Source organism: Kitasatospora sp. NPDC048239 (genome assembly GCF_043202015.1).
In the GTDB taxonomy this organism is placed as follows: Bacteria; Actinomycetota; Actinomycetes; order Streptomycetales; family Streptomycetaceae; genus Kitasatospora.
Map to the genome: position 1 here is coordinate 153862 of NZ_JBICZP010000002.1, position 26284 is coordinate 180145.

At 74.2% G+C, this 26284-nt stretch carries 18 protein-coding genes; 13 read left to right on the forward strand and 5 right to left on the reverse strand.

The features are described from left to right. Positions 1–360: 360 nt before the first annotated feature. The 3 genes from ACGFZP_RS04720 (at position 361) to ACGFZP_RS04730 (ending at position 2207) form a co-directional block, all read left to right on the forward strand. Positions 361–957 (forward strand): 50S ribosomal protein L25/general stress protein Ctc, encoded by a 597-nt coding sequence (locus tag ACGFZP_RS04720; RefSeq protein ID WP_392928578.1) that lies wholly within the window; start codon positions 361–363, stop codon positions 955–957. 193 nt (positions 958–1150) lie between these two features. Next, positions 1151–1732 carry an aminoacyl-tRNA hydrolase gene (pth, locus tag ACGFZP_RS04725; protein WP_392928581.1) on the forward strand — a complete coding sequence of 194 codons (582 nt, stop codon included), beginning with the start codon at positions 1151–1153 and terminating at the stop codon, positions 1730–1732. Positions 1733–1874: 142 nt separating this feature from the next. After that, complete coding sequence (locus tag ACGFZP_RS04730; protein ID WP_392928583.1) at positions 1875–2207, forward strand: hypothetical protein; 333 nt, start codon at positions 1875–1877, stop codon at positions 2205–2207. Between the two features lie 185 nt (positions 2208–2392). Here ACGFZP_RS04730 and ppc read toward each other — a convergent pair whose 3' ends face one another. Then, positions 2393–5191: a phosphoenolpyruvate carboxylase gene (gene ppc / locus ACGFZP_RS04735; RefSeq protein ID WP_392928585.1), complete on the reverse strand. Its 2799-nt coding sequence runs from the start codon at positions 5189–5191 to the stop codon at positions 2393–2395. Positions 5192–5451: 260 nt separating this feature from the next. On the opposite strand from ppc, the gene ACGFZP_RS04740 reads away from it, so the two are divergent. Continuing rightward, on the forward strand, positions 5452–6720 hold the full coding sequence (locus tag ACGFZP_RS04740) for a sensor histidine kinase (protein ID WP_392928586.1): 1269 nt from the start codon (positions 5452–5454) through the stop codon (positions 6718–6720). Positions 6721–6816: 96 nt separating this feature from the next. On the opposite strand, the gene ACGFZP_RS04745 is transcribed toward ACGFZP_RS04740, so the two are convergent. Continuing rightward, positions 6817–7362 carry an SUKH-3 domain-containing protein gene (locus ACGFZP_RS04745; RefSeq protein WP_392929644.1) on the reverse strand — a complete coding sequence of 182 codons (546 nt, stop codon included), beginning with the start codon at positions 7360–7362 and terminating at the stop codon, positions 6817–6819. Positions 7363–7406: 44 nt separating this feature from the next. After that, a complete protein-coding gene (locus ACGFZP_RS04750) occupies positions 7407–7868 on the reverse strand; it encodes a YwqJ-related putative deaminase (protein WP_392928587.1) in 462 nt (153 codons plus the stop codon). A gap of 364 nt (positions 7869–8232) precedes the next feature. On the opposite strand from ACGFZP_RS04750, the gene ACGFZP_RS04755 reads away from it, so the two are divergent. The 7 genes from ACGFZP_RS04755 to ACGFZP_RS04785 all read left to right on the forward strand — a co-directional run bounded on the left by ACGFZP_RS04755 (position 8233) and on the right by ACGFZP_RS04785 (position 18917). Further along, the gene (locus tag ACGFZP_RS04755; protein ID WP_392928588.1) at positions 8233–9546 is read left to right on the forward strand and encodes a Gfo/Idh/MocA family protein; all 1314 of its coding nucleotides are present in this window, start codon (positions 8233–8235) and stop codon (positions 9544–9546) included. After that, positions 9543–10523, forward strand: a complete 981-nt coding sequence (locus tag ACGFZP_RS04760; protein WP_392928590.1) for an NAD-dependent epimerase/dehydratase family protein — start codon at positions 9543–9545, stop codon at positions 10521–10523. The genes ACGFZP_RS04755 and ACGFZP_RS04760 overlap by 4 nt, the downstream gene beginning before the upstream one ends. A gap of 51 nt (positions 10524–10574) precedes the next feature. Continuing rightward, positions 10575–11726: a DegT/DnrJ/EryC1/StrS family aminotransferase gene (locus tag ACGFZP_RS04765; RefSeq protein ID WP_392928592.1), complete on the forward strand. Its 1152-nt coding sequence runs from the start codon at positions 10575–10577 to the stop codon at positions 11724–11726. 188 nt (positions 11727–11914) lie between these two features. Continuing rightward, positions 11915–13027, forward strand: a complete 1113-nt coding sequence (locus ACGFZP_RS04770; RefSeq protein ID WP_392928594.1) for a DegT/DnrJ/EryC1/StrS family aminotransferase — start codon at positions 11915–11917, stop codon at positions 13025–13027. A 195-nt stretch (positions 13028–13222) separates the two neighbouring features. Beyond that, positions 13223–14224, forward strand: a complete 1002-nt coding sequence (locus ACGFZP_RS04775) for an SMI1/KNR4 family protein (RefSeq protein WP_392928596.1) — start codon at positions 13223–13225, stop codon at positions 14222–14224. 177 nt (positions 14225–14401) lie between these two features. Beyond that, positions 14402–17152, forward strand: coding sequence for an SUKH-4 family immunity protein (locus tag ACGFZP_RS04780; protein ID WP_392928598.1), 2751 nt, complete (start codon positions 14402–14404; stop codon positions 17150–17152). Between the two features lie 265 nt (positions 17153–17417). Further along, positions 17418–18917 (forward strand): hypothetical protein, encoded by a 1500-nt coding sequence (locus tag ACGFZP_RS04785; protein ID WP_392928600.1) that lies wholly within the window; start codon positions 17418–17420, stop codon positions 18915–18917. 60 nt (positions 18918–18977) lie between these two features. Here ACGFZP_RS04785 and ACGFZP_RS04790 read toward each other — a convergent pair whose 3' ends face one another. Then, entirely contained in the window at positions 18978–19694 is a 717-nt protein-coding gene (locus ACGFZP_RS04790; protein WP_392928602.1) for a hypothetical protein, read from the reverse strand. A gap of 388 nt (positions 19695–20082) precedes the next feature. On the opposite strand from ACGFZP_RS04790, the gene ACGFZP_RS04795 reads away from it, so the two are divergent. Further along, positions 20083–20424 carry a beta/gamma crystallin domain-containing protein gene (locus tag ACGFZP_RS04795; protein ID WP_392928603.1) on the forward strand — a complete coding sequence of 114 codons (342 nt, stop codon included), beginning with the start codon at positions 20083–20085 and terminating at the stop codon, positions 20422–20424. A gap of 124 nt (positions 20425–20548) precedes the next feature. Here the strand turns inward: ACGFZP_RS04795 and ACGFZP_RS04800 are convergent, their stop codons facing one another. Then, complete coding sequence (locus ACGFZP_RS04800) at positions 20549–21862, reverse strand: nucleotide sugar dehydrogenase (protein WP_392928605.1); 1314 nt, start codon at positions 21860–21862, stop codon at positions 20549–20551. 670 nt (positions 21863–22532) lie between these two features. Here ACGFZP_RS04800 and mfd point away from each other — a divergent pair. After that, positions 22533–26159 (forward strand): transcription-repair coupling factor, encoded by a 3627-nt coding sequence (gene mfd / locus ACGFZP_RS04805; protein ID WP_392928606.1) that lies wholly within the window; start codon positions 22533–22535, stop codon positions 26157–26159. Positions 26160–26284 lie beyond the last annotated feature (125 nt).

Sequence of the window (26284 nt, forward strand, 5' to 3'; positions counted from 1 at the left end):
TGGTGGCCCGGGGGGGGGGGGGGGGCCCACCCCCCCCCCCCCCCCCGGCCCCCCCCCGGGGGGGGGGGGCCCCCCCCCCCCCCGGGGGGGGGGCCCCGGGCCCCGGGGGCCGGGGCCCCCCCGCCGATTTCACGGGAGGCCGCCGGTGCGGTTAGACTCGTGAAAATGCTCGGCGAGGGATGCCGTGTGCCTGCTCGACGGGTGCCCGCTCCGTGATCGACGCGCTGCCGGTGCCGGATTTCTCCACTGCCGGCAGAGGTCGTGCGCCGCCGAGTGACCCCCGAACGTTCTTGTGGGTGTGGTCCCGGCGGTTTTCGCGTTGCCTGCACCCCCGCGCCAGTTTTCACGAGGAGTGCAGTCGTGTCCGAGATCCGCATCGCCGCTGAGACCCGTTCCGAGTTCGGCAAGGGTGCCGCCCGTCGTGCCCGTCGTGCCGGCCTGGTCCCCGGTGTCGTCTACGGCCACGGCCACGCCCCGGTTCACCTGAACCTGCCCGGCCACGACCTGATGATGGCCCTGAAGACCCCGAACGCCCTGCTGGTCGTTCCGATCGAGGGCAAGGACGAGTACGTCCTGCCGAAGGCGATCCAGCGTCAGGCCATCAAGCGCACCATCGAGCACGTCGACCTGCTCCTCGTGAAGCGCGGCGAGAAGGTCACCGTCGAGATCCCGGTGCACACCGAGGGCGAGCTGGCCCCCGGCGGCAACCTGCTGGAGCACGTCCTCAACGCCCTCCCGATCGAGGCCGAGGCCACCCACCTGCCCGAGTCCGTGACCGTCTCGGTCGAGGGCCTGGAGGCCGGTGCCTCGATCACCGCCGGTGAGATCACCCTGCCCAAGGGCACCTCGCTGGCCGTCGAGGCCGACACCGTCGTGCTGCAGGTCATCGGCGCCCAGGCCTCGCAGGCCGACGCGGACGCCGAGGCCGCCGAGGCCGAGGCCGGCGCCGAGGCCTGAGCCCAGCGCTCTGCCTGAGGCATCAGCCTGAGGCATCAGCCTGAGGCGTCTGCCTGAGGTATCTGCCTGAGGACCGCTGCCCCGGTCGCTCCGTACTGGAGCGGCCGGGGCAGTGGTCTGTCCGGGGCCCGGCAGGTCCCGGCGCGGTGTGTTCGAGATGATGGCGATGAGCGTGAGTGCGAGGAGCGGTGGGATGAGCGAGGACGCGTACGAGGGCCCCTGGCTGGTGGTCGGGCTCGGCAACCCGGGTGAGCAGTACGCCCGGAACCGGCACAACATCGGGTTCATGGTGGCGGACCTGCTGGCGCAGCGGATGGGTGCGAAGTTCAAGGCGCACAAGAGCCGCGCCCAGGTGGCCGAGGGGCGGCTGGCGGGCCGGCGGGTGGTGCTGGCGAAGCCGATGTCCTTCATGAACCTCTCGGGCGGGCCGGTGACGGCCCTGCGGGACTTCTACAAGGCGCCGGCGTCGGCCCTGGTGGCCGTCCACGACGAGCTGGACATCGACTACGCGGCGCTGCGGCTGAAGCTCGGCGGTGGGGACAACGGCCACAACGGGCTGAAGTCGATCACCAAGTCGCTGGGCCCGGAGTACTACCGGGTGCGCTGCGGGATCGGCCGCCCGCCGGGCCGGATGGAGGTCGCGGACTTCGTGCTGAAGGACTTCTCCGGCACCGAGCGCAAGGAGCTGGAGTGGTTCGTGGACCGCTCCGCCGACGCCGTGGAGGCGCTTCTGTCGGAGGGGCTGGAGCGGGCGCAGGGGACGTACAACTCCTGAGGTGTTGACCAGGCGTCAGTTCATCGAGCGGGTACGCAACAGTCGTACAACGCTTGGTGACCAAACCTGAATTGGTGTGAGAACCCTGTGCGGGATCCGATAGCGTCGGGCCAGTACGCGAACGGGTCCTGGGGAGTTCTCGATGCGGAGTTTGCGGCCGGTCCGGCGCCTGCGGCGGATCCGGGTGGTACGGCTGAGGCAGCTCGGACGGCGGGTCGGCAAGGCCGGCGCGCTGGGAGCGGCCGGAGTGCTGTTGTCAGGTGCGGGTGCCGGGGTGGCGCACGCCGAATCGGTGGCGGAGCCGGATCCGGGTGTGGTGTCCCCGGATCCGGCCGCGGCCCAGTTCGGCCCGGTGCTCGGCGGCTCGGTCGGCGGTGACGCGGGCCTGTTGGCCGTCGGCGGCGGCCTGGTCGTGGCGGCCGGCGGAGCGGCCCTGTGGGTGCGGCGCCGACGCGCGGGCGATCTGGGGGAGTGACCCCTCCGAAGGGGGCCGGGTCCGGGGAACCGGGCACCGGCCCTTTCGGCGTTGTCCGTCGGGCGTCAGTCGTGACCCGTCGTCGTCCGTGACCCGTCGTCCGTTGGTGGAAGGTGAAGCGAAGGGCCCCGCGGCACCCCCGAATTGGGGGGTGCCGCGGGGCCCTCGGTGTGCCGTGGGACCGGTCAGCCGGTGTTGCGCAGACCGGCGGCGATGCCGTTGACGGTCAGCAGCAGGGCGCGGGCGCGCAGCGGGTCCTCCGGGCGGCCGGTGGCGACCTCCTCGCGCTGGCGGCGCAGCAGGGCGACCTGGAGGTAGGAGATCGGGTCGAGGTAGGCGTCGCGGACGGTGAAGGTCTGCTTCAGCACCGGGTTGTGCTCCAGCAGTTCGCTCTCACCGGTGAGCCGCAGCACCTCGCGCAGGGTGAGCTCGTGCTCGGTGACGATCTGGTCGAAGATGTGGCGCAGGTCGGCGGGGACGAGCTGCTCGACGTAGTGGCGGGCGATCCGCAGGTCGGTCTTGGCCAGCGTCATGGCGACGTTGGACAGGAAGTTGCGGAAGAAGTGCCACTGGCCGTACATCTCGTCCAGCACGTCGCCGAGGCCGGCCTCGCGGGCGGCGGCGAGGCCGGAGCCGACGCCGTACCAGCCGGGGACGATCTGGCGGGACTGGGTCCAGCCGAACACCCACGGGATGGCCCGCAGGCCGTCCAGCCCGGCGCCCGAGTCGGGGCGGCGGGACGGGCGGGAGCCCAGGTGCAGCGAGGCGAGCTGGTCGACCGGGGTGGCGGCGAAGAAGTACTTCGGCAGGTCCTCCTGGTCGACCAGGCCGCGGTAGGCGGTGTGGGCGGCCTCGGAGACCCTGTCCATCGCGGCGTCCCAGCGGGCCAGCTCCTCGGGGGCCTGGCGCGGCGCGGTGTGCAGCGCGGAGGCGGAGAGGGTGGCGGAGATGGTCAGTTCGAGGTTCTCCCGGGCCAGCGACGGCAGCAGGTACTTGTCGGAGATGACCTCGCCCTGCTCGGTGACCTTGATCTCGCCCTCCAGGGTGCCCCAGGGCTGGGCCAGGATGGCCTCGTGCGAGGGGCCGCCGCCGCGGCCGACGGTGCCGCCGCGGCCGTGGAAGAGGCGCAGCCGGATGCCGTAGCGGTGGGCGACGTCGCGCAGCCGGCGCTGGGCGCGGTGGATCTCCCACTGGGAGGTGGTGATGCCGCCGAACTTGGAGGAGTCGGAGTAGCCGAGCATGACCTCCTGGACGTCGCCGCGCAGCGAGACCAGCAGGCGGTAGGAGGGGTCGGAGAGCATCTCGTCCAGGATGCGGTCGGCCTCCTGGAGCTCGTCGGTGGTCTCCAGCAGCGGCACGATGCCGATCTTGGCGATTCCGGCGTGCAGGTCGATCAGACCGGCCTCGCGGGCGAGGACGGTGGCGGCGAAGACGTCGTCGGCGCCCTGGCACATCGAGATGATGTAGCTCTCGACGATCTCGTCGCCGAACCGGTCGAAGCCCTCGCGGATGGTGTTGAAGACGCCGAGGGTCTTGGTGCCGGCGGCGTCCAGCGGGGCCGGGGTGGGGGCGAGCGGCCGGCGCGAGCGGAGCTCCTTGGCGAGCAGCTTCTGCCGGTACTCGCGCGGCATGTCGGCGTAGCGCCAGGCCTCCTCGCCGAGCCGGTCGAACAGCTGGCCGAGCGCGTGGTGGTGCGCCTCGGCGTGCTCGCGGACGTCCATGGTGGCGAGCTGGAGGCCGAAGGCCTCGATGGTGCGGATGGCGCGGGCGAGCCGGCCGTCGGCGATCAGACCGCCGCGGTGGGTGCGCAGGGAGTCCTGGACGAGCCGCAGGTCGGCGATCAGCTCGCGGGTGCCGAGGTAGTCGCGGCCCTCGACGTGCGGGGTGCCGGCGGAGAGGCGCTCGCGGGTGTTCTCCAGCTTGAGCCGGACGCAGGTGGCCTTGAGGCGGTAGGGCTCCTCGGCGTTCATCCGCTTGTAGCGCGGGCTGAGTTCGGGGAGCAGGCTCAGGTCGGTGTTGAGCGAGGCGAGCAGCTCGACCGAGGCGCCGGCCAGCCGCTCGGAGGTGGAGAGCGAGTTGCGCAGGTCGTCGATCGCCGCGAGGGCGTCCTTGATGCCGTACTCGTGCTGGAGGTTGAGGACGTCCCAGGTCACCTGCGGGGTGACGTTCGGGTTGCCGTCGCGGTCGCCGCCGATCCAGGTGCCGAAGGTCAGCGGGCGGACGCCCTCGGGGAGGGTGAGGCCGACCCGGGCGAGCTCCTCGTGCAGCTCCTCCAAGACCGCCGGGACGGCCTCGCGGTAGAGCTCGTCCAGGTAGTAGACGGCGTTGCGGGCCTCGTCGGTGGGCTCGGGGCGGGCGATCCGCAGCTCGTCGGTCTGCCAGAGCAGGTCGATGACCTCGGCCAGCCGGCGGTCGGCCTGGCGCTTGGCGGAGGAGGTGCGGGCCGGGTCGGCGTGCGAGAGGCCGGCGGCGATCTGCTCGCGGTGGATGCGGTCGAGGAGTTCGCCGATCCGGCGGAGCTTGTTGAGGACGCTGCGGCGGGCGGCCTCGGTGGGGTGGGCGGTGAAGACCGGGCGGACGGCCAGGTGGGCGAGGGTGTCCTCAAGGTGCTTGGGGTCGGCCTCGGCCAGCTGGTCGGCGGTCTGGGCGAGCAGCGAGCCCTCGCGGGCGCGGCGGGTGGCGAGCTCGCGGCCGCGGTGCACCTGCTCGGTGACGTTGGCGAGGTGGAAGTAGGTGGAGAAGGCGCGGACCAGCTTGGCCGCGGTGTCCAGGTCGATGTCGGAGAGGAGCTCGGCGGTCGCCTCGCCGTCGGTGCGGCTGAGCAGCCGGACCTGTTCGACCAGGCCCAGGAGCTGGGGGCCCTCCTGACGGACCAGCGTCTCGCCGAGCAGGTCGCCGAGACGGCGGATGTCCGCCCGCAGGGCTGCGTTGTCGGCGACGGCGGGGGTGGGGCTGTCCGCCGGGGTGGGGACCGGAGCGGTCACGGCTGGCTCCCTGTGGTGGTGGGGTTCGGCAACGGCTCATCGTCACAGTGCCCGCGTACGTGTGTCGCGTGTGACGCGTGCGGACCGCGCTGTCCGACGCGACCAGCATAGGTGTCGAGGGGGTCGCTGTCCGCGAGGTGGCCGGATGGCGGACACGATCGCCGGGCTGGGCATGTGGTCTGGACCACTTAAGGGTCTGGGGAGTGTTGCGGTGAATCCCAGTGGGGATGGATCAAGGTTGGGCCCTAGTCTGTAGGACTATGAGCAAGTCGCCTGGGGAGCGCGTGCCGAACCGGTCGTTCTGGTGGTGGGAGCGCCGGCGCAGCGCCCTCCTGGACATCGCGCTGGCCGCGCTCGCGGCACTGGAGTGTGCGGCGAGCGCCGTCGCGTTCCTGGCGCCCCGGGTCCACCTGGGGACACTGGCGATCGTCGGGGTCGCGCTGGTGGGCGCGCTCTCGGGCGCCAGCCTGGTGGTGCGGCGGCGCTGGCCCGCCGTCCCGGTGCTGGTGGCACTGGTGGCGATGCCCGGCATGCTCGGCGTCATCCTGCTGGTGGTGTCGCTGTACACGCTGGCGGAGACCTGGGAGTGGCCCTCGCGGCGCCGGCGGGTGGTGGCGCTGTCCGCGCTGGCCTTCGTCGAGGCGGTCGGCGTGATGCTGGTCTCGATGCTCACCCCCTCCGACGGGTCGGTGGAGCAGCCGCCGCTCTGGGGCCAGGTGCTGCTGGCGGTGCTGGTGGCCGTCGGGCTGACCGTGCCGCCGGTGGTGACCGGCCTGTACGTGGGGGCGCGGCGGCGGCTGATCGAGTCGCTGAAGGACCGTGCGCACGGCCTGGAGACCGAGCTGGACCTGCTGGCCGAGCAGGCCCGCGAGCGCGCCCGGCGGGCCCGGCTGGAGGAGCGCACCCGGATCGCCCGGGAGATGCACGACGTGGTCGCGCACCGGGTGTCGCTGATGGTGGTGCACGCCGGGGCGCTGGAGCGGATCGTGGCCAAGGACCCGGAGAAGGCGGCGCAGAGCGCCAAGCTGATGGGCGAGGTCGGCCGGCAGGCGCTGAACGAGCTGCGCGAGATCCTCGGGGTGCTGCGGATGTCGGAGGAGGCCGCGCCGGAGCCGGACTCGCTGGTGGCGCTGCCGCGACTGGTCGACCAGTCGCGGGCGGCCGGGATGGCCGTCACCCTGACGGTCAGCGGCAGCCGCCAGGAGTTCACCACCGAGGCCGAGCAGACCGCGTACCGGGTGGTCCAGGAGGGCCTGACCAACGCGCACAAGCACGCGGGCGGGGCGCAGGTGGCCGTGCTGCTGGCGTACGCGCCCAACGGTGTGCGGGTGGCCGTGGTGAACGGCTGCCCCGGCGGCGAGCGGGTCGCCGCGGGGCTGCCCAGCGGCGGCAACGGGCTGGTCGGGATGCGCGAGCGGGTGGTCGCCCTCGGCGGCAGCTTCTCGGCGGGCCCGGAGCGGGACGGCGGGTTCCGGGTGGAGGCGGTGCTGCCCTCCCGGCTCGCGGTGCGCACCGACCGGCTGGTCTGAGCCGGCCTCCGGTCTGAGCCGGCCTCCGGTCCGGGCCGACCCTCCGGTCCGAGCCGGACGGTGCCGGACCGGGCCCGGGGGTGCCGGCCGGGCGGCTCAGTCCTCGTCGGCGGTGCGCAGCCGCTCGGGGGCGGTGCCCAGGATCAGGGCGGAGACGGCCTGGTCGATGCCGTGGCCGAGGAACCACTCGCCGGCGTGGTCCAGGCTGTAGACCCGGCCCTCCTCGTCGACGGCCAGCAGCGCCTGCCCGTAGAGCTCCTCGCCGAGCGGGGCGAGCTTGGTGCCCAGGGCCCGGCCGAGGTCGGCCAGGGTGCGCGGCTGGTGCAGTCCGCAGAGCGGGTCCACCAGGAACGGCGTCCGCGCCTGCTGCCGGCCGGGCCCGCCGATGTCGAAGGCCAGGCCGCCGAACTCGGCCCAGGCCTCCACGGCCGCCGGGAACACCGCGTGCCGCGCCCCGGCCGGGTTGCCGTACCCCGCCAGGGCGTCCGCCCACTCCTCGGCCTGCCGGATCTCCCACCGGCCGGGGTGCCAGCCGGCCGACTTGAGCTCGGCGGCGACGTCGGCGGGGAAGCGCGGGCGGGTCCGGGTGGCCGGTCCACCGAGGGTGGCCGGCGGGGGCGGGGGCGGGCTGGGCGGGTTCAGGGCGGGCTCCAGGGCTCGGGGACGGGGGGCGTACGAGGGCGCGGTCAGCCGGCGGGCGGTCCGACCGCGACGCTCTGCACGGTGAAGTGCTCCAGCAGCGGTACGCAGGACCGGCAGGGCGGGGCGTGGGTGCCGTGCGCCGGGTCGTGCTCCTCGCGGATCCGGACGGTGGTCAGCCGGGAGCCCTTCAGCGCCTTGCGGGCCTCGTGCAGGCTCATCGGCTTGCGGGCGGCGCGCTTGGAGCGCCTGCCGTCCACGGCGGTGAGGTACTGGGAGAGCAGGACGGCCTCCGGGCAGCGGCCGGTGAAGCGCTCGCGGTGCTCGACCGGCAGGTCGTCCAGGAAGTCGCCGACCAGCGGGTGCAGGACGGGACGGCGGGACGGCTTGTCGCCGGCCAGGGTGTGCACCTCCCCGCCGCGCAGCGACAGGGCGGCGGCGACGGCGGGCAGCAGGCTGTCCCGGTGGTGGCGCAGCACGGGCGGGTCGGTCCGGTCCCCGGTGGTCATAGGTCGCCCTCCTCCTCACTGCTTTCCGCTGATGGCACGGCTGACGGGGTCAGTACGGGGCAAGCCTGTCAAATGGCCCTGACATTCGCACAACCGGGGTGCGAGGGTGTCCGATCGGCTTCCGGGACCGACCGGTAGGGCACGCAATCGTGGCCGGATCCGCACGCGATCGTCACGACTCGTCCCCGGGTTTCCCGAATCCACCTCCGGTCGGTCGCGGCGGCCGGTAGCGTTCCAGCAGCGAGCCAAGGGGGCGGCCGGTCCATGGGGATGGCCGGTCGTTGACTACAACTCCTTTGCTCTGTCTGGCCGTTGAGGCCGCCGAGGCGAGGGTGCCCCGGCGTCGAGCAAGGGGGGTCTTGCGATGACGGAGACGGAAACCGCCAATGAGGCGCCCGGCGAGCACGTGCCCACGCCGGGCGCGCCGCCGCAGCCCGCACCCGCGCACCCGATCGGCGTCGCCGTGGTCGGGGCCGGCTACTGGGGACCGAACCTGGTCCGCAACGCGCAGCAGACGCCGGCGCTGCGCCTGCACTGGCTCTGCGACCTGGACGAGGCGAAGTCCCGGCGGGTCCTGGGCGAGTACAGCACCGTCCGGGCCACCACCTCCTTCGAGCAGGTGCTCGCCGACGAGCGGGTCGGCGCCGTCGCCGTGGCCACGCCCGCCGCCGCGCACTACCGGCTGGTCCGGGCCGCGCTGGAGGCCGGCAAGCACGTCCTGGTGGAGAAGCCGATCACCACCTCCGCCGCGGAGGCGGCCGAACTGGTCGCGCTCGCCGAGGAGCGCGGGCTGGTGCTGATGTGCGACCACACCTTCTGCTACACCCCGGTGGTGCGCCGGATCCGCGAACTGGTGCACGGCGGGGAGATCGGCGACGTCCAGTTCTTCGACTCGGTACGGATCAACCTCGGGCTGGTCCAGCCGGACGTCGACGTGCTGTGGGACCTCGCCCCGCACGACCTGTCCATCCTCGACTTCGTGCTGCCGCCGGGCGTCGAACCGGTCGGGGTGTCCGCCCAGGGGGCCGATCCGATCGGTGCCGGCCGCGCCTGCGTGGCGTACCTGGCGGTGCGGCTGAGCAACGGCGCGCTGGCGCACTGCCACGTCAACTGGCTCTCCCCGACCAAGGTCCGCACCACCATGATCGGCGGCTCGCGTCGCACCCTGGTCTGGGACGACCTCAACCCGCAGGCCCGGCTGGCGGTGCACGACCGCGGGGTGGACCTCACCCCGCCCGACGAGCTGACCGACGCGATCCGCCACCAGGCGCTGATCTCCTACCGGGTCGGCGAGATGGTCGCGCCCGCGCTGGTCGAGCAGGAGGCGTTGCGCAACGTGATGGCCGAGTTCGCCGCCGCCATCACCGAGGGCCGGGCCCCGCTCACCGACGGGCGCTCCGGGCTGCGCGTGCTGCAGCTGCTGGAGGCCGCCTCGCTCAGCCTCGAACTCGGCGGCGCCACCGTCCCGGTGGGCGCCGGGATCGCCGAGGGCGGGCTCGACGCCTGCGGCCGCGACGCCTCCGGCCGCGAGGTGTCCGGCCGCGAGGTCTCCGGGCTCGCCGAGGCGGGGATCAGCGCCTCCGGGACCAGCGCCTCCGGGAGCAGTGCCTCCGGGATCGCCGAGGCGGGGCCGGCCAACCGACTGTCCGACGCACACGAGAGGGCCGCGACGCGGTGAACGCTGTACAGATCGAGGGCTCGCGCTGCCTGGTCACGGGCGGGGCCGGAACCATCGGCTCCACCGTGGTCGACCAGCTGATCGAGGCGGGCGCCCGAGAGGTCGTCGTGCTCGACAACCTCGTCCGCGGCCGGATGGCCAACCTGGCCTACGCCCAGGAGATCGCCGCACCCGGCCGGCTGCGGGTCGTCGACGGCGACATCCGCGACCGCGCCCTGCTGCGCGAACTGCTCAACCCCGGCACCGACCTGCTGTTCCACCTCGCCGCGATCCGGATCACCCAGTGCGCCACCGAGCCCCGGCTCGCGCTGGAGGTCATGGTGGACGGCGCCTTCGACGTGGTCGAGGCCGCCGCCGAGACCGGTGTCGGCAAGGTCGTCGCCTCCTCGACCGCCTCCGTCTACGGCCTCGCCGACGAGTTCCCGACCCCCGAGACCCAGCACCCGTACCACAACGACACCCTCTACGGAGCGGCCAAGGTCTTCAACGAGGGACTGCTGCGCAGCTTCCACGCCATGTACGGGCTGGACTACGTCGCCCTGCGCTACTTCAACGTGTACGGGCCCCGGATGGACGTGCACGGCAAGTACACCGAGGTGTTCATCCGCTGGATGGAGCGGATCGCCGCCGGGCAGCCGCCGCTGATCTTCGGCGACGGCGCGCAGACCATGGACTTCGTCTACACCGAGGACATCGCCCGGGCCAACCTGCTGGCCGCCGCGGCCCCCGTCACCGACCGGGTCTACAACATCGCCAGCAGCACCGAGGTCTCGCTGCGCGGCCTGGCCGACGCGCTGCTCACCGCGATGGACCGCCCGGACCTGGACGTCGAGCACGGCCCGGCCCGCGGCACGGCCGGCGGCGTGGTGCGGCGGCTGGCGGACGTCACCGCCGCCGAGCGCGACCTCGGCTGGAAGCCCGAACTCGGCCTCGACGACGGCCTGCGCAAGCTGGTCGGCTGGTGGCGCGAGCAGTAGCGCCGGCCGGGCCCCGGTCCCCTTGTCTGCACGGCAGTTCGGAGTACACCTGTGTCCACCGCCCCCGTCCCGCCCACCATTCCCGTGATGCTGCCCTGGCTCGGCGAGGAGGAGGCCCAGGCCGCCGCCGAGGCCGTCCGCTCGGGCTGGGTGGCCCAGGGCCCCCGGGTCGCCGAGTTCGAACGGGCCTTCGCCGAGCACCTCGGCGCCCCGCACGCGGTCGCCGTCTCCTCCTGCACCACCGCCCTGCACCTGGCGCTGATCGGCGCCGGGGTCGGGCCGGGTGACGAGGTGGTCGTCCCCTCGCTCTCCTTCATCGCCACCGCCAACGCCGTCACCTACCTCGGCGCGGTGCCCGTCTTCGCCGACGTGGACGCCGAGACCGGCAACCTCACCGCCGGGACGGTCGAACCGCTGCTCACCGCGCGGACCAGGGCCGTCATCGCCGTCGACCAGGGCGGCGTACCGGTCGACCTGGACGGCATCGGCGAGCTGGTCGAACCGCGCGGCATCACGGTGGTCGAGGACGCCGCCTGCGGGGCGGGATCGGTGTACCGGGGCCGGCCGGTGGGCGCCGACGCCGCGATCGCCGCGTACTCCTTCCACCCGCGCAAGCTGCTCACCACGGGCGAGGGCGGCATGGTCACCTGCCAGGACGGTGAGCTCGCCGCCCGGCTGCGGCGGCTGCGCGAGCACGGGATGAGCGTCTCGGCCGCCGACCGGCACACCGCGGGCGGCGCGAGCCTGCCGGAGACGTACGACGAGATCGGCTTCAACTACCGGATGACCGACATCCAGGCCGCGATCGGCCTGGTCCAGCTGCGCAGGCTCCCGGAGATGGTGGCGCGGCGCCGCGAACTCGCCGGGCGCTACCGGGAGCTGCTGGCCGGCACCGGCACCGGCGCCCGGCTGGTCGCCGATCCGGCGCACGGCACCACCAACTACCAGTCCTGCTGGCTGCTGCCGGCCGACGGCGCCCCCGAGCGGACCGAGCTGCTCGCCCGGCTCGCCGCGGCCGGCGTCTCCGCCCGGCGCGGCATCATGGCGGCCCATCTGGAGGCCCCGTACAAGGGCACCGCCCGGGTGCCGCTGCCCGCCACCGAGCTGCTGACCCGCCGCTCGCTGATCCTGCCGCTCTTCCACGCGCTCACCGAGCAGCAGCAGGACCGGGTGGTCGAGGCGCTGCGCACCGCCCTCGGCTGAGCCTGCCGGCCCGGTCCGCCCTGCCTCGGAGGGCGGACCGGGCCTGAGGGCCCGTCGTCGTACGTCCGACTCGCCCCACGTGGGGCCGGGGGCCGTTGCCGTATGTCCGACCCGACCCGCGCGGGTCTGAGGCCCTGCCGCCGTACGTCCGACCCGATCCGCCGAGACGACCCAGGGGGAGACCAAGGATGACCACCGACCAGCCCGTCCCGCTCGTGGACCTCAAGGCCGCGCACGCCGAGGTCGCCGAGGAGGTCAGGGACGGCTTCGACCGGGTGCTCGCCACCGGCGGCTACATCAAGGGCCCGGAGGTGGCCGGGTTCGAGGAGGAGTACGCGGCCTTCTCCGGCACCCGGCACTGCGTGGGCGCCGCCAACGGCACCGACGCCCTCGAACTCGCCCTGCGCGCCCTCGGGCTGCCGCCCGGCGGCGGCGTGGTGCTGCCCGCCAACACCTTCGTCGCCACCGCCGAGGCCGTGGTCCGGGCCGGCCTGCGCCCGGTGCTGGTCGACGCCGACCCCGAGACCCTCCTGATCGACCCGGCCGGGGTAGCGGACGCCCTGCCCGGCGCGGTGGCGCTGCTGCCCGTCCACCTGAACGGCCAACTCGCCCCGATGGCGGCGCTGCTCGACCTCGCCGGGGAGCTGCCGGTGGTCGAGGACGCGGCGCAGTCCCAGGGCGCCCGGCAGCACGGCCGGGCCTTTCACGGCCGGATCTCCGCCACCAGCTTCTACCCCGGCAAGAACCTCGGCGCCTACGGCGACGCGGGCGCGGTCGTCACCGACGACGACGAACTGGCCGGCGCCGTCCGGCTGATCGGCGACCACGGCTCGGCCCGCAAGTACGTGCACGAGCGGTTCGGCTTCAACTCCCGGATGGACGCCCTGCAGGCCGTCGTGCTGCGCGCCAAGCTGCGCCGGCTGCCCGCCTGGAACGAGGCCCGCCGGGCCGCCGCCGAGCGCTACCACCGGCTGCTGGCCGACCTCGACGGCGTCGGTCTGCCGCGGACCGCGCCCGGCAACGAGCACGTCTGGCACCTCTACGCGGTGCGCGTCGGCCCCGGCCGCGACCGGGACACGGTGCTGGCCGCGCTGAACGCCGCCGGCATCGGCGCGGGCGTCCACTACCCCGTGCCGGTCCACCTCCAGCCCGCCTTCCGGGAGCTCGGCCACGACGCGGGCGCCTTCCCGGTGGCCGAGCGGGCCGCCCGGGAGGTCCTGACCCTGCCGCTCTTCCCGCAGATCACCGAGGCCCAGCAGGAGCGGGTCGCCGAGGCGCTGGCCAAGGCGCTCGCGGCCTGATCCCCGACGCCTGGTCCCCCGACGGCCGCGGCCCTGCGGCCGCCCGGCCCGGGCTCCCCGCCGTCCTCCCGGCCCCCCTGTCTTCCCGGCGTCTTCCCGGGCGGGGGGTCGGGCCCGGGACAGACCCCCTACCCTGGTGTCCAGCAATCGCGCATGAGCGCGGGAGAGTGTGCAGCAGCCAGTGGGGGCTCCCAGATGACGACAGGTCGGCCCGGCGTCGTCGCCGCGCCAAACGCGGCGTACGCAGGTCAGGTGGTGCAGTTCCCGGACCCGGTCCGCGCGGAGCGACACCCCGCGGGGGTCAGGGTGGACGAGTACGGCCACCCCGACTTCGGCTCGTACGCGGCCGCGGCGGCCGAGGTCGCCGACCCGCCGGACGGCTTCGGCGTCGACGAGCTCCGGCTGACCGACTACGTCTCGGCCAACGCGGCGCTGTTCACCCAGGGCCATCCGCTCTGGGCCGACCTGGAGACCGCCGTCGCCACCCCGCCCGGCTGGACCTGGCACCACGTGGTCGGACGGGCCGCACCCGGCTGGCGCCGGATGGAGCTCGTCCCGGTCGAGGTGAAGGCCCTGCTGCGGCACCACGGCGGCCTGGCCACCTCCTCCGCCGACCACGGCCGGCGCGGCACCCGTCCGCTCCAGGAGAAGCGGCCGGTGCACTTCCAGCTCGCCCTGGACGGCAGCGACCCGATCGGCGTGCCCGAGGACCTCGTGCAGCGCGCCGAGGAGCGCCTCGGCTACCGGCTGCCCGGCGCCTACCGGACCTTCCTCAAGCTCGGCGGCGGCCGCGCCCCCGTGGGGGTGGCGCTCGACACCGAGCTCGGGATGCTGCTCGACCAGCCGTTCCTCACCCTCAGCGAGGAGTACGGCACCGAGGACCTGGTGTACGCCAACAAGTGCCTGCGCGACCACTTCACCAAGGACTACCTCGGCATCGCCTACGCCCAGGGCGGCATCGTGGCGATCAAGGTGCGTGGCGAGCAGACCGGCTCGGTCTGGTTCTGCCTCTACGACGACGCCCGCGACTCCGGTGGGTCCGAGGCCCCGGAGGACCGGGTCGCCCGGCTGCTGCTGCCGTGCGGCGAGGACTTCGACGCCTTCCTGCTCCGGCTGGCCGGCAGCCCGCCGGAGCTGGAGACGGTCGCGGAGCTGATGGTGGACGGCGGGTTCGCCCGCGCCGTGCCGGTGGGCTGACGCGGTGTCGGTGGCGGTGAGGGCCGCGGTGCCGGTCGCGGCGCCGGGTACGGCCGGGGTCGCGGCTCCGGCCGGGACTGAGGCCGGGGCTGAGCCCGGGGCTGAGCCCGGGGCCGTGGTCGTGGTCGTGGTCGTGGGAGATCGAGCGGGGACGAAGGGGACAGGGGTGAACCGGGCGTGGTGACGTACGCGCAGGCGCAGGAGCTCGCCGACGAGTGGATCAACGGCGGGGTACCGCGTTCGCAACAGCGCGAGGTGCGGGTCCGGGAGTTCGACCTGGGCTTCGTCTGCTGGGCGGTCCAGCCGGCCGACGGCGCCGCGGACGACGGCGCCTCCGGTGAGGCGCGGCTGGTGATCGCCCGGGACTCCGGTGCCAGCACGCTCTGGCCGGCCCTGCCGGTCAACGAGGTGGTCCGGCAGTACGAGGAGGTCTACGGCCGACCGGTCGCGGCCAACCCGGCGGGTGCGGCGAAGCCCGCACCCGGGCCGGTCGAGGCGACCTCCTTCCTGCTCAGTCCGCCGCAGTGGCTCCAGGAGGCCGGTGCCGCGGCGATCGCGGCCGAGGCGGAGCGGCTGGGAGCGGCTCCGGCTCCGGAGGCCGCGGCTGCGCCTTCACCCGCGCCTTCTCCGGCGCCCGTGCCTGCGCCTGCGCCCGCGCCTGCGCCTGCGCCGGTGCCCGCGCCTGCCGTGCTGACCACGCCGCCGGTCTCCGAGCGGCCTGCCGGGGACGCGCCGACCATGCTCGCCCCGCCCCCCGGGCACGACCAGCCGGCCTTCCCGCCGCCCGCCGCGCCCGTTCCGCCCGCCGCGCCCGCGGTCCCGTTCGGGGCGCCGCCGGCCGAGGCTCCGGCCGCTCCGCCCGCCCCGGCGCCCGCGCCCGGTGCCGAGGCGGCGACCGTCCTGCTGCCGGACGGCCTGCGGACCAACGGCGCCGGTCTGCCGGGCACGCCCGCGCCCGGTGCCGAAGCGGCCACCGTGCTGCTGCCCGAGGGCGGCTACGGCATGGCCCCGGTGCCGCCGCCGGCCGCTCCGGCGGCCGAGCCCGCGCCGACCCTGCTGGCGCCGCCGGACGGGCTGCCCGGACTGGCGGGCCTGCCGGGTGCGCCCGGTGTCCCGACCGCGCCGCCTGCTGCTCCGGGTGCTCCGGGTGTCCCCGGCGCTCCGGGGGCTCCGGCCGCCTCGGCGATGGAGCACGCCCCGACCATGCTGGCGCCGCCGGACGGGCTGCCCGGACTGGCCGGTCTGCCCGGTGCTCCGGGTACCCCCGGGCCGGGTGCGCCCGGTGGTCCGGCCGTGGAGCACGCCCCGACCATGCTGGCCTCGCCCGACGGCCTGCCCGGACTGATGGGTCTGCCCGGTGCCCCCGGCGGTCCCGGTGCCCCCGCCGCGCCCGCGCCCGACGCGCCGCAGGGCGGGCTCGGCCGCAACCCGGGCGGAGCCCCGCCGCCCCCGCCGCCCGCCGGCCTGCGCGGCGGCTCGTCCGGTCCGTCCGCCGCCCCCGTCGGACTCGGCCGCAACCCCGGCGGAGCCCCGCCGCCGCCCCCGCCGGGCGAGCTCCGGCAGAGCCCGGGCGCCGGTCCGGCCGCCCATGGAACGGGCGGTCGCGGTGCGGCCGGTACTCCGCCGCCCCCGCCCCCGGCGGGTCTGCGCGGCACGGACGGCCCGCCGCCGCCCGCCCCCGCCGCCCCCGGTGCGCCCGGTGCGCCCGCCGCCGGTCTGGCGTACGAGCGCACCCAGCTGGCCGGCGCGATCGACCTGGGCTCCCTCGGGGGCGCGCCCGCCGACCCCGGCACCCCGCCGTCCGGCGGTCCGGCCGTCCCGCCGCCGCCCGGCCCCGGCGCCCCGGCGGCCGGCTACGGCTACCCCGGCGCGGCCTCGCCGAGCGCCCCCGCCCCGGCGTCCGCCCCGCCCGCGCCCGTCCCCGGTCCGCCGCAGGGCGCCCCGGTGCCGCCCGGCGTGCCCGCGGTCGGCCCGGGCTACTTCGCGGCACTCAGCTACCGGGGCCCGGACGGCTCCGAGCAGAAGCTGCTGCACCGCAGCGAGCCCGGCACCCCGCACCCCGAGTGGAAGATCCTCCAGGACCTGCGGCGGCTGAACGTGCCGCCGGAGCAGGTGCTGGAGCTCTACACCGAGCTGGAGTCCTGCGACCTGCCGGGCGGCTACTGCAACCGGATGATCGCCGTCTCCTGGCCGAACGTCCGGCTCACCCACACCGCCGACTACGGCCGCGACCACCACTCCCGGCAGGCCGGCATGGCCCAGCTGCTCGACCACCTGGACGAGCTGCACCAGCTGGCCTCCGGCGCCCAGCGGGTCCGCCCGTTCCGGGTGCCGCTGCCCGCCCCCGGGACCGTCCCGCCGCTGCCGCCGATCGCGCCGCAGCAGCTCGCGCAGGAGCTCGGTCAGGCCTTCGGCCCGAACGTGTTCCACTTCGAGCAGCGCGCGGTCTCCCGGCAGGGCGTCCCCGAGCCGGTGGCCCAGACCCTGATGTGGGCGGGGCTGCCGCGCGAGTTCGGGCCGTTCTTCTGGGCGCAGGCCCAGGAGGGGCGCCCGATCCCGACGCTCGCCGAGCTGGCCGCGGAGCGCGGCCTGCCCGGCGGACCGGACTTCGGCGGGTACCTGGTGCTCGGCAACGACTACGGCCGCCAGCTGTGTGTGCAGTACGGCACAGCGCACGTGGTCGCGGTGGACGTCGACGGAACCGGCGAGCCGCCGCGCTTCGTCAACAGCGGTGTACCGGAGTTCGTCCGCGCGATGGCCCTGCTGGGCCGGATGTGGCGGCTGCGGTACGGGCTGACTCCTGACCAGGCCGGTCGCTGGACGACCGACTTCCAGGCCCAGCTCGCCGCGATCGACCCGGCGGCCCTCCAGTCCTCGGACACGTGGTGGGCCGTCCTGCTGGAGCAGTTCTGGGACGGCCTGCTGTAGCGGACCGGCACGGATCCGCGCAGGTGGAAGGGGTCGTTCCGGTGTCCGGGGCGACCCCTTCGGCATGCCGTCGCGGCTCTGCCTCGTTGGGGTTTCGCCACGATCTGCGCAAAATAGGTCAAGAGGATGGGTCTACTCGTCCATTCCTCGACATGTTCCGATCCGCACTCCGTCGGAATCCAGACCCGGTCTCCGATCGGGTTCCCAGTCCGTCCGTTCCGTCCGATCATGGGCTCCGCAGCCCGCGACCCGAGGGGAAGAGCCCATGAGCGATGCCGTCCCCCAGTACGGCTTCACCGCTGCCCGGCGCGGTTACGCGCCCGAGCAGGTAGACCGAGCGCTCGCCGCGCTGACCGCCCAACGCGACGAGTCCTGGGAACGGCTGAGCATTCTCGGCGCCGGGATCCGGGAGATGGAGCGACGCCTGGAAGAGGTCCGCCAGGCCGCCGCCGACGCCCCGGAACCGGACTACGAGGTGCTCAGCGAGCAGGCCGCCGGGCTCGCCAAGATGGCCGAGAACGAGGCCAGGGCCGTCCGGGACGCCGCCGAGCGGCACGCCGAGGACACCCGGGACGAGGTGTACGAGGCCGGGCAGGCACTGGCCCGGGCCGCAAAGGAGTACGCCGCCACCACCCGCTCCGAGGCCGACCAGGCCGCCCGGCGCACCGACGAGCGGACCAGGGCCGAGGCGGAGGCGATCCGGGCCGAGGCGGACCGGGACATCCGCACCACCCGGGACGCCGCCACCGCGCACGCCGCCAAGGTGCGGGTCGCCGCGGCGGAGGCGTCCGAGCAGGCCGAGGCCAAGCTGGCCGAGCTGCGCCGCAACGCCGACGAGGCATTCGCGGCCGCCGAGGCGAAGGCGGACGCCGAGGACTCCGCGATCGCGGCGACCGCCGAGCGCCGGCTCAAGGAGGCCGAGCAGTACCGGGAGACGGTGCTCGGGCGGATCAAGCAGGCGGACGCCGAGGCGCAGGCCCGGGCCGACCAGCTGGTCGAGCAGGCCCGGCGCGAGGCCGAGGTGGTCAACGCGGAGAGCGAGCGCGAGCAGGTCGCGTTCGCGGCCCGGCAGGAGACGGTGCAGCAGCACCTCGACCACATCAAGGGCACCCTCGCCTCGCTCACCGGCGCGGCGGTGGGCGCGATCGAGCCCGCCGAGCCCGCCGAGCCCGTCGAGGCGGCGGCCGCGCAGGCCGCCGCTCCGCAGGACGTGCCGCGGGGAGCGCCGCAGGACGCTCCGGCGGTGGACTCGGAGGCGGACACCGGGGAGATCGCGGTGGCCAACCTGCGCAAGGAGGTCGCCGCAGCGGGTGCCGGTACGGGTGCCGGGGCCGGTACGGGTGGCGGCGCGGTCGGCGTGGTCACGGAGGCGGCGACGGCGGTGCTTCCGGTCACCCCGGCTCCGGTCGCCACCGGCCCGGTCTCCTCCGGACCTGTTGCCACCTCGCCCGTTGCGAACCCTCCGGTCGCCACCGGGCCCGTCTCCACCGGCCCGGTCACGCCCGGACCGGTTGTGCCGTCCGTGCCCGTCCCGGCCTCGGCTCCGGCCCCTGCCGCGGGCGTGCCCGGAGTGCCGCCGCGGCCGGCCTCGCCGCCGAGCGGTTCCTCCGCCTCGGGTGCGGGCGTCCCGGCGGGCGGTGCGGGCGTTCCGGCCGCGGCGCGGCAGCCGGAGGAGGAGACCCGGATCATCCCGAAGATCGTGATCGTGGACGACGGCAGCGACTACGCCACCCCGAACACGGTGAGCTACAACAAGCGCCACTGACGGACGGCGGCCGACGGCCGCGACCGTCGGACGGCTCCTGGACGGCTCCTGGGCGGGTGCTCAGGAGCCGTCCCCCGCGAGCAGCTGCGAGAGCTTCGCGTCCTGGGCCCTGACCGCCTCCCGCTGGGCGTTCAGGGCCTGCGCGTTGCGGTCGATCTGCTGCCGCTGGTACCCGGCCAGGACGGCGAACCAGATCCCCGCCAGGTTGCTCCCGGCGGTGCACTCGGCGTCGGCGCGGGCCGTGGCCAGCTCGGCCGGGGTGATCTCCCGCCCGGCCCGGAACCGCTCCGGCAGCGCCGCCGGATCAGTCGCCTGGAAGCCCGCCGCGCCCATGCAGTCCGACCACCCCTTGGTCGCCGCGACCACCCGGCCGTCCCGCCCGGTTGCCTGGATCGACTCGTCGAACAGCCGGCCGATCAGTTCGGCGCCGGCGGAGGGCGGCGAGCCCAGCCGCTCGGCCGCCTGCCGGTCGCAGTCGACCCGGGCACCGTCGAACGCCTCGGAGGCCTCCTGGGGCGGCGCCGGCTGCCGGGGCGCGGTCCGCTGCGGCGGGTGGAACCCCTGGACGGCCGCGACCTCGGGCCCCAGGTACCCCCAGGCGCCGGACGGCAGCGCCGTCGCGTTGTCCGGGGCCTGGGCGGGCTGGAGCCCGTCGCCGTCGAACGAGGCGAATCCGGCCCGCCGCATGCAGGAGACGACCAGCGTATTCCTGACCTGAATCTCCTTCACCGCGCTCAGGTCGTCGGCCTGATAAGCGGAGAGCGGCAGTCCGGTCATTCCGGCGCGCCCGGACTCCGGTGCTTTCGTGGTGGTGATTGCGGGCGGCGTCAATGCGGATTCCGAAGGTCCGCTAGCGGCGCTTGAGCAGCCTGCGGCGAAAGGCGGTAAAGCGGCGGCCAGGAATATCGCGGCGAATCGGCCGAAACGGGGTGGGCGTGCCAATCCAGTGCTCCGATCCTCAAGCGCGGCAAGGATGTCCGGACCCTAGCGCATTCCGCCTGCGGACGGTCGGGACGGGGGATCCGCTTTCCTGCTTGGCCGGAAAGAAGCTGTTCGGCGGCGGGTCGCCGTGTCAGCCTCTGGAGTCGCAAACCGTTGCCGATGGAGGGGTTCCATGATTCGCCGCACAGATCCCCGCACCGACCGTGGTCCGAGAAATGCGCGGATGGGCAGGGCCGGGGTCCTCGCCGTCCTGACCGCCGCCGCGGCCGCGCTGATACCGGTGGCCGATGCCAATGCCGTGAACCGGGTCGACTGCGGAAACCGCAGCGATTACGCAAAGGTGTACAACTACGGCTACAGCAGCAAACTGTGCTTTGCCAATGACGGCTGGATGTCGGTCCGCGTCTACAACGTCGACCGTATCGACGCCGGGAACAACCGGGTCGTCACCTATCTCGGCGGCGGCCTCGGCTCCTGGACGGTCTTCAACTGGGAGCAGTACGACTTCAACGGCAACCAGGGGTACGAGGTGATGATGTACGACATCAACCTCTCCCGCTGGTAGCCGGGCGCCTTCCGCGCTTCGCGGTGCCGGGCGGGTGCGGACGCCCGGCACCGCGTTCCGCGGAGTCTTCCGAGGGCCTTGTGCGACGTGTTGGCGAGGGTGTTCGCGACCGGGGCTGCGGGGGTTACAGCACCTCCACCGTGGCGCCCGAGAGCCGGCGGCGGCAGTCCAGGACGTACCGGGCGTGCGTGGTGACGGCTTCGTAGTCGAACTCGTCGTGGTCGGCGAGCAGCACCACCGCGTCCGCGGCCGCCAGCTCCTCGGGGGTCGCCTCCACCCGGCGGACGGCCGCGAACGGGTCGCCGTGCCGGTCCTGCTCGGCGGCGCGCTGGCCGGGGATCACCGGCTCGGGGACGTGCACCCCGACCACCACGTGCGGGTCGGCGGCCCGGACCTCGGCGCCCATCCGGGTCAGCAGTTCGGCGACCCGGGCGGCCGGGGTCTCCCGGGCGTCGCCGGTGTTCTTCTTGTACGCGAGCCCGAGCAGCAGCACCCGGGAGCCCTTCACCGAGCGCTGCCGCTCGTTCAGCGCCTCCGCCAGCCGCCGCACCACGTAGTCGGGCATGTGGCTGTTCACGTCGTTGGCCAGCTCCACGAACCGGAACGACTGGCCGAGCGCGCGCTCGACCCGCCAGGACAGGTAGGAGGGGTCGATCGGCAGGCAGTGGCCGCCGACGCCCGGCCCCGGGGTGAAGCGCAGATAGCCGAACGGCTTGGTCGAGGCGGCGTCGATCGCCTCCCAGACGTCGATGCCGAGGTCGTGCGCGAACATCGCCAGCTCGTTGACCAGTGCGATGTTCACATGCCGGAAGGTGTTCTCCAGCAGCTTGGTCAGCTCGGCCTCCTTGCAGGAGGACACCGGGACCGTTCGCTCGACCAGCTGCCCGTAGAAGCCCTCGACCGCGGCCAGTGCGGCCGGGTCGATACCGGAGACCACCTTCGGGGTGTTCTCCAGCCGCCAGGTCGGGTTGCCCGGGTCGATCCGCTCGGGGCTGTAGCCGAGGTGGAAGTCCCGGCCGGCGGTCAGCCCCGAACCATCCTCCAGCAGCGGTGCGAGCAGCTCCTCGGTGGTGCCCGGGTAGGTCGTCGACTCCAGCACCACCGTCGCCCCCGGCCGCAGGTGCTGGGAGAGCAGCCGGGCGGAGGCCTCGATGTACGACAGGTCGGGCGCCCCGTCGCGCAGCGGCGTCGGCACGGTGATCACGGCGATGTCGAAGCCCGCCACGTCCCCCGGCTCGGCGGACGGCAGATAGGCCCCGCTCTCCAGCAGCGGCCGCAGCCGCTCGGCGGGGATGTCCTCGACGTACGACTCGCCGACCGCCAGCCTTTTGATCCGGCGCTCGTCCACGTCGTAGCCGACCACCTGGTGCCCGACCTCGGCTGCCCGGACCGCCAGTGGCAGCCCCACATACCCCTGACCTGCGATGACAACGCGCATGACGAAGAACCCCCTCCATCGCGACGCCCACCAGGCCCCTCCGGGGCGCCCCCACACGGTCTTCACAACAGGGTAGGGAGCGGGGCCGGGCCGCGTGGGTTTTCGGCAAAGAGGGCGCCGGGGAAAGCGGCTGGGCCCGCAGCGGAGGGGCGGGAGGGGTGCACGGGGAAGGGCTGCACAGGGCTTCGTACGGGAGAAGGGGATGAGGTGGGGCGCGGGAAGGACCGGGCGCGCGGACAAAGGAGGCCGAGACCCGTGGCGCCCCCCAGGAAGGGGCGCCACGGTTCCCGGCGCTTGGGCGGGCGCCCCCACCCAGGGTCGCCCGGCCTCGCACTCCCGACCCCCATCGGGTGTGCGACTGTGCCCCTCCGCAGCCATCCCCCACGGTTGGGTGCGGCGGGCACATTCACCATGGTGCGCGATCTCCATGGACGGCCAGTGACAGGAGTATGTCCAGTTCGTGGCAGATCACGGAGCCCTGTTGCCCGGGTGGGGGCCGGTCCTTCGTCCGCGCATCGGCCCCGCCGGGCCCGTGCGCCGCGTGGCCGTCGGCGCCGCGGCGTACGCTTGAGACCCCCGGCCGCTCGGCGTGCCGGGCCGTTCGCGTTGCCCTGGCGGGCCTTCGCCGCCCGGGGGCAGCACCAGCCACGGGACGAAGAAGAGACTCCAGATGAGCCTGACCGGACTGCTCGATGTCGTCGCGCGGGACGCGGCCCTCGCCGAGGCGATCGAGGCCGCGACCGCCACCGCCGCCGGTGGCCGCCGCCACCTGGACCTGGTCGGCCCGCCCGCCGCCCGGCCGTTCGCCATCGCCGCGCTGGCCCGTGCGCTCGCCGGACAGGCGGCCGGCGAGCGCGGCCGCCCGGTGCTGGCGGTCACGGCGACCGGCCGGGAGGCGGAGGACCTCGCCGCCTCGCTGCGCTCGCTGCTGCCGACGGACTCGGTCGCGGAGTACCCGGCCTGGGAGACCCTGCCGCACGAGCGGCTCTCGCCGCGCTCGGACACGGTCGGCCGCCGGCTGGCCGTGCTGCGCCGGATCGTGCACCCGCGGGCGGACGACCCGGCGGCGGGCCCGGTCCAGGTGGTCGTGGCGCCGGTCCGCTCGGTGCTCCAGCCGCAGGTGAAGGGGCTGGCCGAGCTGGAGCCGGTGGCCGTCCGGCGGGGCGAGTCGCACGACCTGGACGCGGTGGCCCGACGACTGGCCGCGGCCGCCTACGCCCGTGTCGAACTGGTCGAGAAGCGCGGCGAGTTCGCGGTGCGCGGCGGCATCCTGGACGTCTTCCCGCCGACCGAGGAGCACCCGCTGCGGGTGGAGTTCTGGGGCGACGACGTCGAGGAGATCCGCTACTTCAAGGTGGCCGACCAGCGCTCGCTGGAGATCGCCGAGCACGGACTGTGGGCGCCGCCCTGCCGCGAGCTGCTGCTGACCGACGAGGTCCGGGCCCGGGCCGCCGAGCTGGCGGCCGAACACCCCGGGCTGGCCGAGATCCTGGACAAGATCGCCGAGGGCATCGCGGTCGAGGGTATGGAGTCGCTGGCGCCCGTCCTGGTGGACGACATGGAGCTGCTGCTGGACGTGCTGCCGCTCGGCTCGGTCACCGTGGTCTGCGACCCCGAGCGGGTCCGCACCCGGGCCGCCGACCTGGTGGCGACCAGCCAGGAGTTCCTGCACGCCTCCTGGGTCGCGGCCGCGTCCGGCGGGGACCGGCCGATCGACCTGGAGGCCATCGACGTCTCCGCCGCCTCGCTCCGCTCGCTCGCCGACGTCCGTGAGCACGCCGCCGAGATCGGGCTGCCCTGGTGGTCGGTCAGCCCGTTCGCCACCAGCGAGTCCGCCGTCCACGAGGTGCTGGAGTTCGACGCCAACACCCTGACGCTGGGCATGCACGCCGTCGAGGCGTACCGGGGCGACACCGCGCGGGCGATCGCCGACGCCAAGGAGCGGCTGGCCGCCGACTGGCGGGTCGTCATGGTGACGGAGGGCCACGGACCGGCCTCCCGGCTGGCCGAGGTGCTCGGCAACGAGGGCATCCCGGCCCGGCTCGTCGCCGACCTCGCCGAGGCGCCGACCCGGGACGTCGTCTACGTCTCCTGCGGCTCGATCGAGCACGGCTTCGTGGACGAGGCGCTGAAGCTGACCGTCATCACCGAGACCGACCTGTCCGGCCAGAAGTCCTCCACCAAGGACATGCGGCGGATGCCGTCCCGGCGCCGCAACGCGATCGACCCGCTGGTGCTGGCCGCCGGCGACTTCGTCGTCCACGAGGCGCACGGCGTCGGCAGGTACGTCGAGATGGTGCAGCGCACCGTGCAGGGCGCGACCCGCGAGTACCTGGTGCTGGAGTACGCGCCCGCCAAGCGGGGCCACCCCGGCGACCGGCTGTTCGTGCCGACCGACCAGCTGGACCAGGTCACCAAGTACGTCGGCGGCGAGGCCCCGACGCTGCACCGGCTCGGCGGCGCGGACTGGGCCAAGACCAAGCAGCGGGCCAAGAAGGCGGTCAAGGAGATCGCCGCCGACCTGATCAAGCTGTACTCGGCCCGGATGGCCGCCCCCGGCCACACCTTCGGCCCGGACACCCCCTGGCAGCGCGAGCTGGAGGACGCCTTCCCCTACGCGGAGACGCCCGACCAGCTGACCACGATCGCCGAGGTCAAGTCGGACATGGAGAAGTCCGTCCCGATGGACCGGCTGATCTGCGGCGACGTCGGCTACGGCAAGACCGAGATCGCGGTGCGGGCGGCGTTCAAGGCGGTGCAGGACGGCAAGCAGGTGGCCGTCCTGGTGCCGACCACGCTGCTGGTGCAGCAGCACTTCTCGACCTTCGCCGAGCGGTATGCCAACTTCCCGGTGACGGTGAAGGCGCTGTCCCGCTTCCAGTCCGACAGCGAGGCGAAGGCCGTGCTGGAGGGCCTGTTCGAGGGCTCGGTGGACGTCGTCATCGGCACCCACCGGCTGTTCTCCTCGGAGACCCGCTTCAAGGACCTGGGCCTGGTCATCGTCGACGAGGAGCAGCGGTTCGGCGTCGAGCACAAGGAGCAGCTGAAGAAGCTGCGGGCCAACGTGGACGTGCTGACCATGTCGGCGACGCCGATCCCGCGCACCCTGGAGATGGCCGTCACCGGGATCCGCGAGATGTCCACCATCACCACCCCGCCGGAGGAGCGCCACCCGGTGCTGACCTTCGTCGGACCGTACGACGAGAAGCAGATCTCGGCCGCGATCCGGCGTGAACTCCTGCGCGAGGGCCAGGTGTTCTACATCCACAACCGGGTGGAGTCGATCGACAAGGCGGCGGCCCGGCTGAAGGACCTCGTCCCCGAGGCGCGGGTCGCCACCGCGCACGGGCAGATGGGGGAGACCGCGCTGGAGAAGGTGGTCGTCGACTTCTGGGAGAAGGAGTTCGACGTCCTGGTGTCGACCACGATCGTGGAGTCGGGCATCGACATCTCCAACGCCAACACCCTGATCGTCGAGCGTGGTGACACCTTCGGCCTCTCCCAGCTGCACCAGCTGCGCGGCCGGGTGGGCCGCGGGCGGGAGCGCGGGTACGCCTACATGCTGTACCCGCCGGAGAAGCCGCTGACCGAGACGGCGCACGAGCGGCTCGCCACCATCGCCCAGCACACCGAGATGGGTGCCGGTATGTACGTGGCGATGAAGGACCTGGAGATCCGCGGTGCGGGCAACCTGCTCGGCGGCGAGCAGTCCGGGCACATCGCCGGGGTCGGGTTCGACCTCTACATGCGGATGGTCGGCGAGGCGGTGGCGGAGTTCCGCGAGTCGCTGGCCGGCGGTGGCGGTGCGCCCGAGGAGGAGCCGCTGGAGGTGAAGATCGAGCTTCCGGTGGACGCCCACGTGCCGCACGACTACGCGCCGGGCGAGCGGCTGCGGCTGCAGGCGTACCGCTCGATCGCGGCGGTCAACTCGGAGCAGGACATCACGCAGGTCCGGGACGAACTCGTCGACCGCTACGGCAAGTTGCCGGAGGCCGTGGAGAACCTGCTGCTGGTGGCGGCGCTGCGGTTGTACGCACGTCGCTGCGGCATCTCGGACATCACGCTGCAGGGCTCCAACGTCCGGTTCGGGCCGGTGGACCTGCGCGAGTCGCAGCAGCTGCGGCTGAACCGGCTCTACCCGCGCAGCCAGGTGAAGGCCACCACCCAGCAGCTGCTGGTGCCCCGGCCGAGCACCGGCCGGATCGGCGGCAAGCCGCTGGTCGGGCGTGAACTGCTCGGCTGGTGCCGGGAGTTCCTGTCGGCGATGTTCGACGATCTGGCGGGGGCGAAGAAGTAGCGGGGGCGTTGGTGTAGCGGGGGAGCGGGCGTAGCGGGCGGGGCTTCCGGGTTCCCCGGTTCCCCGGGCTTCCCCCGGCTCCCCGGGTGAGCGGCGGTCTCAGGCGACGGTGCCTGAGACCGCTG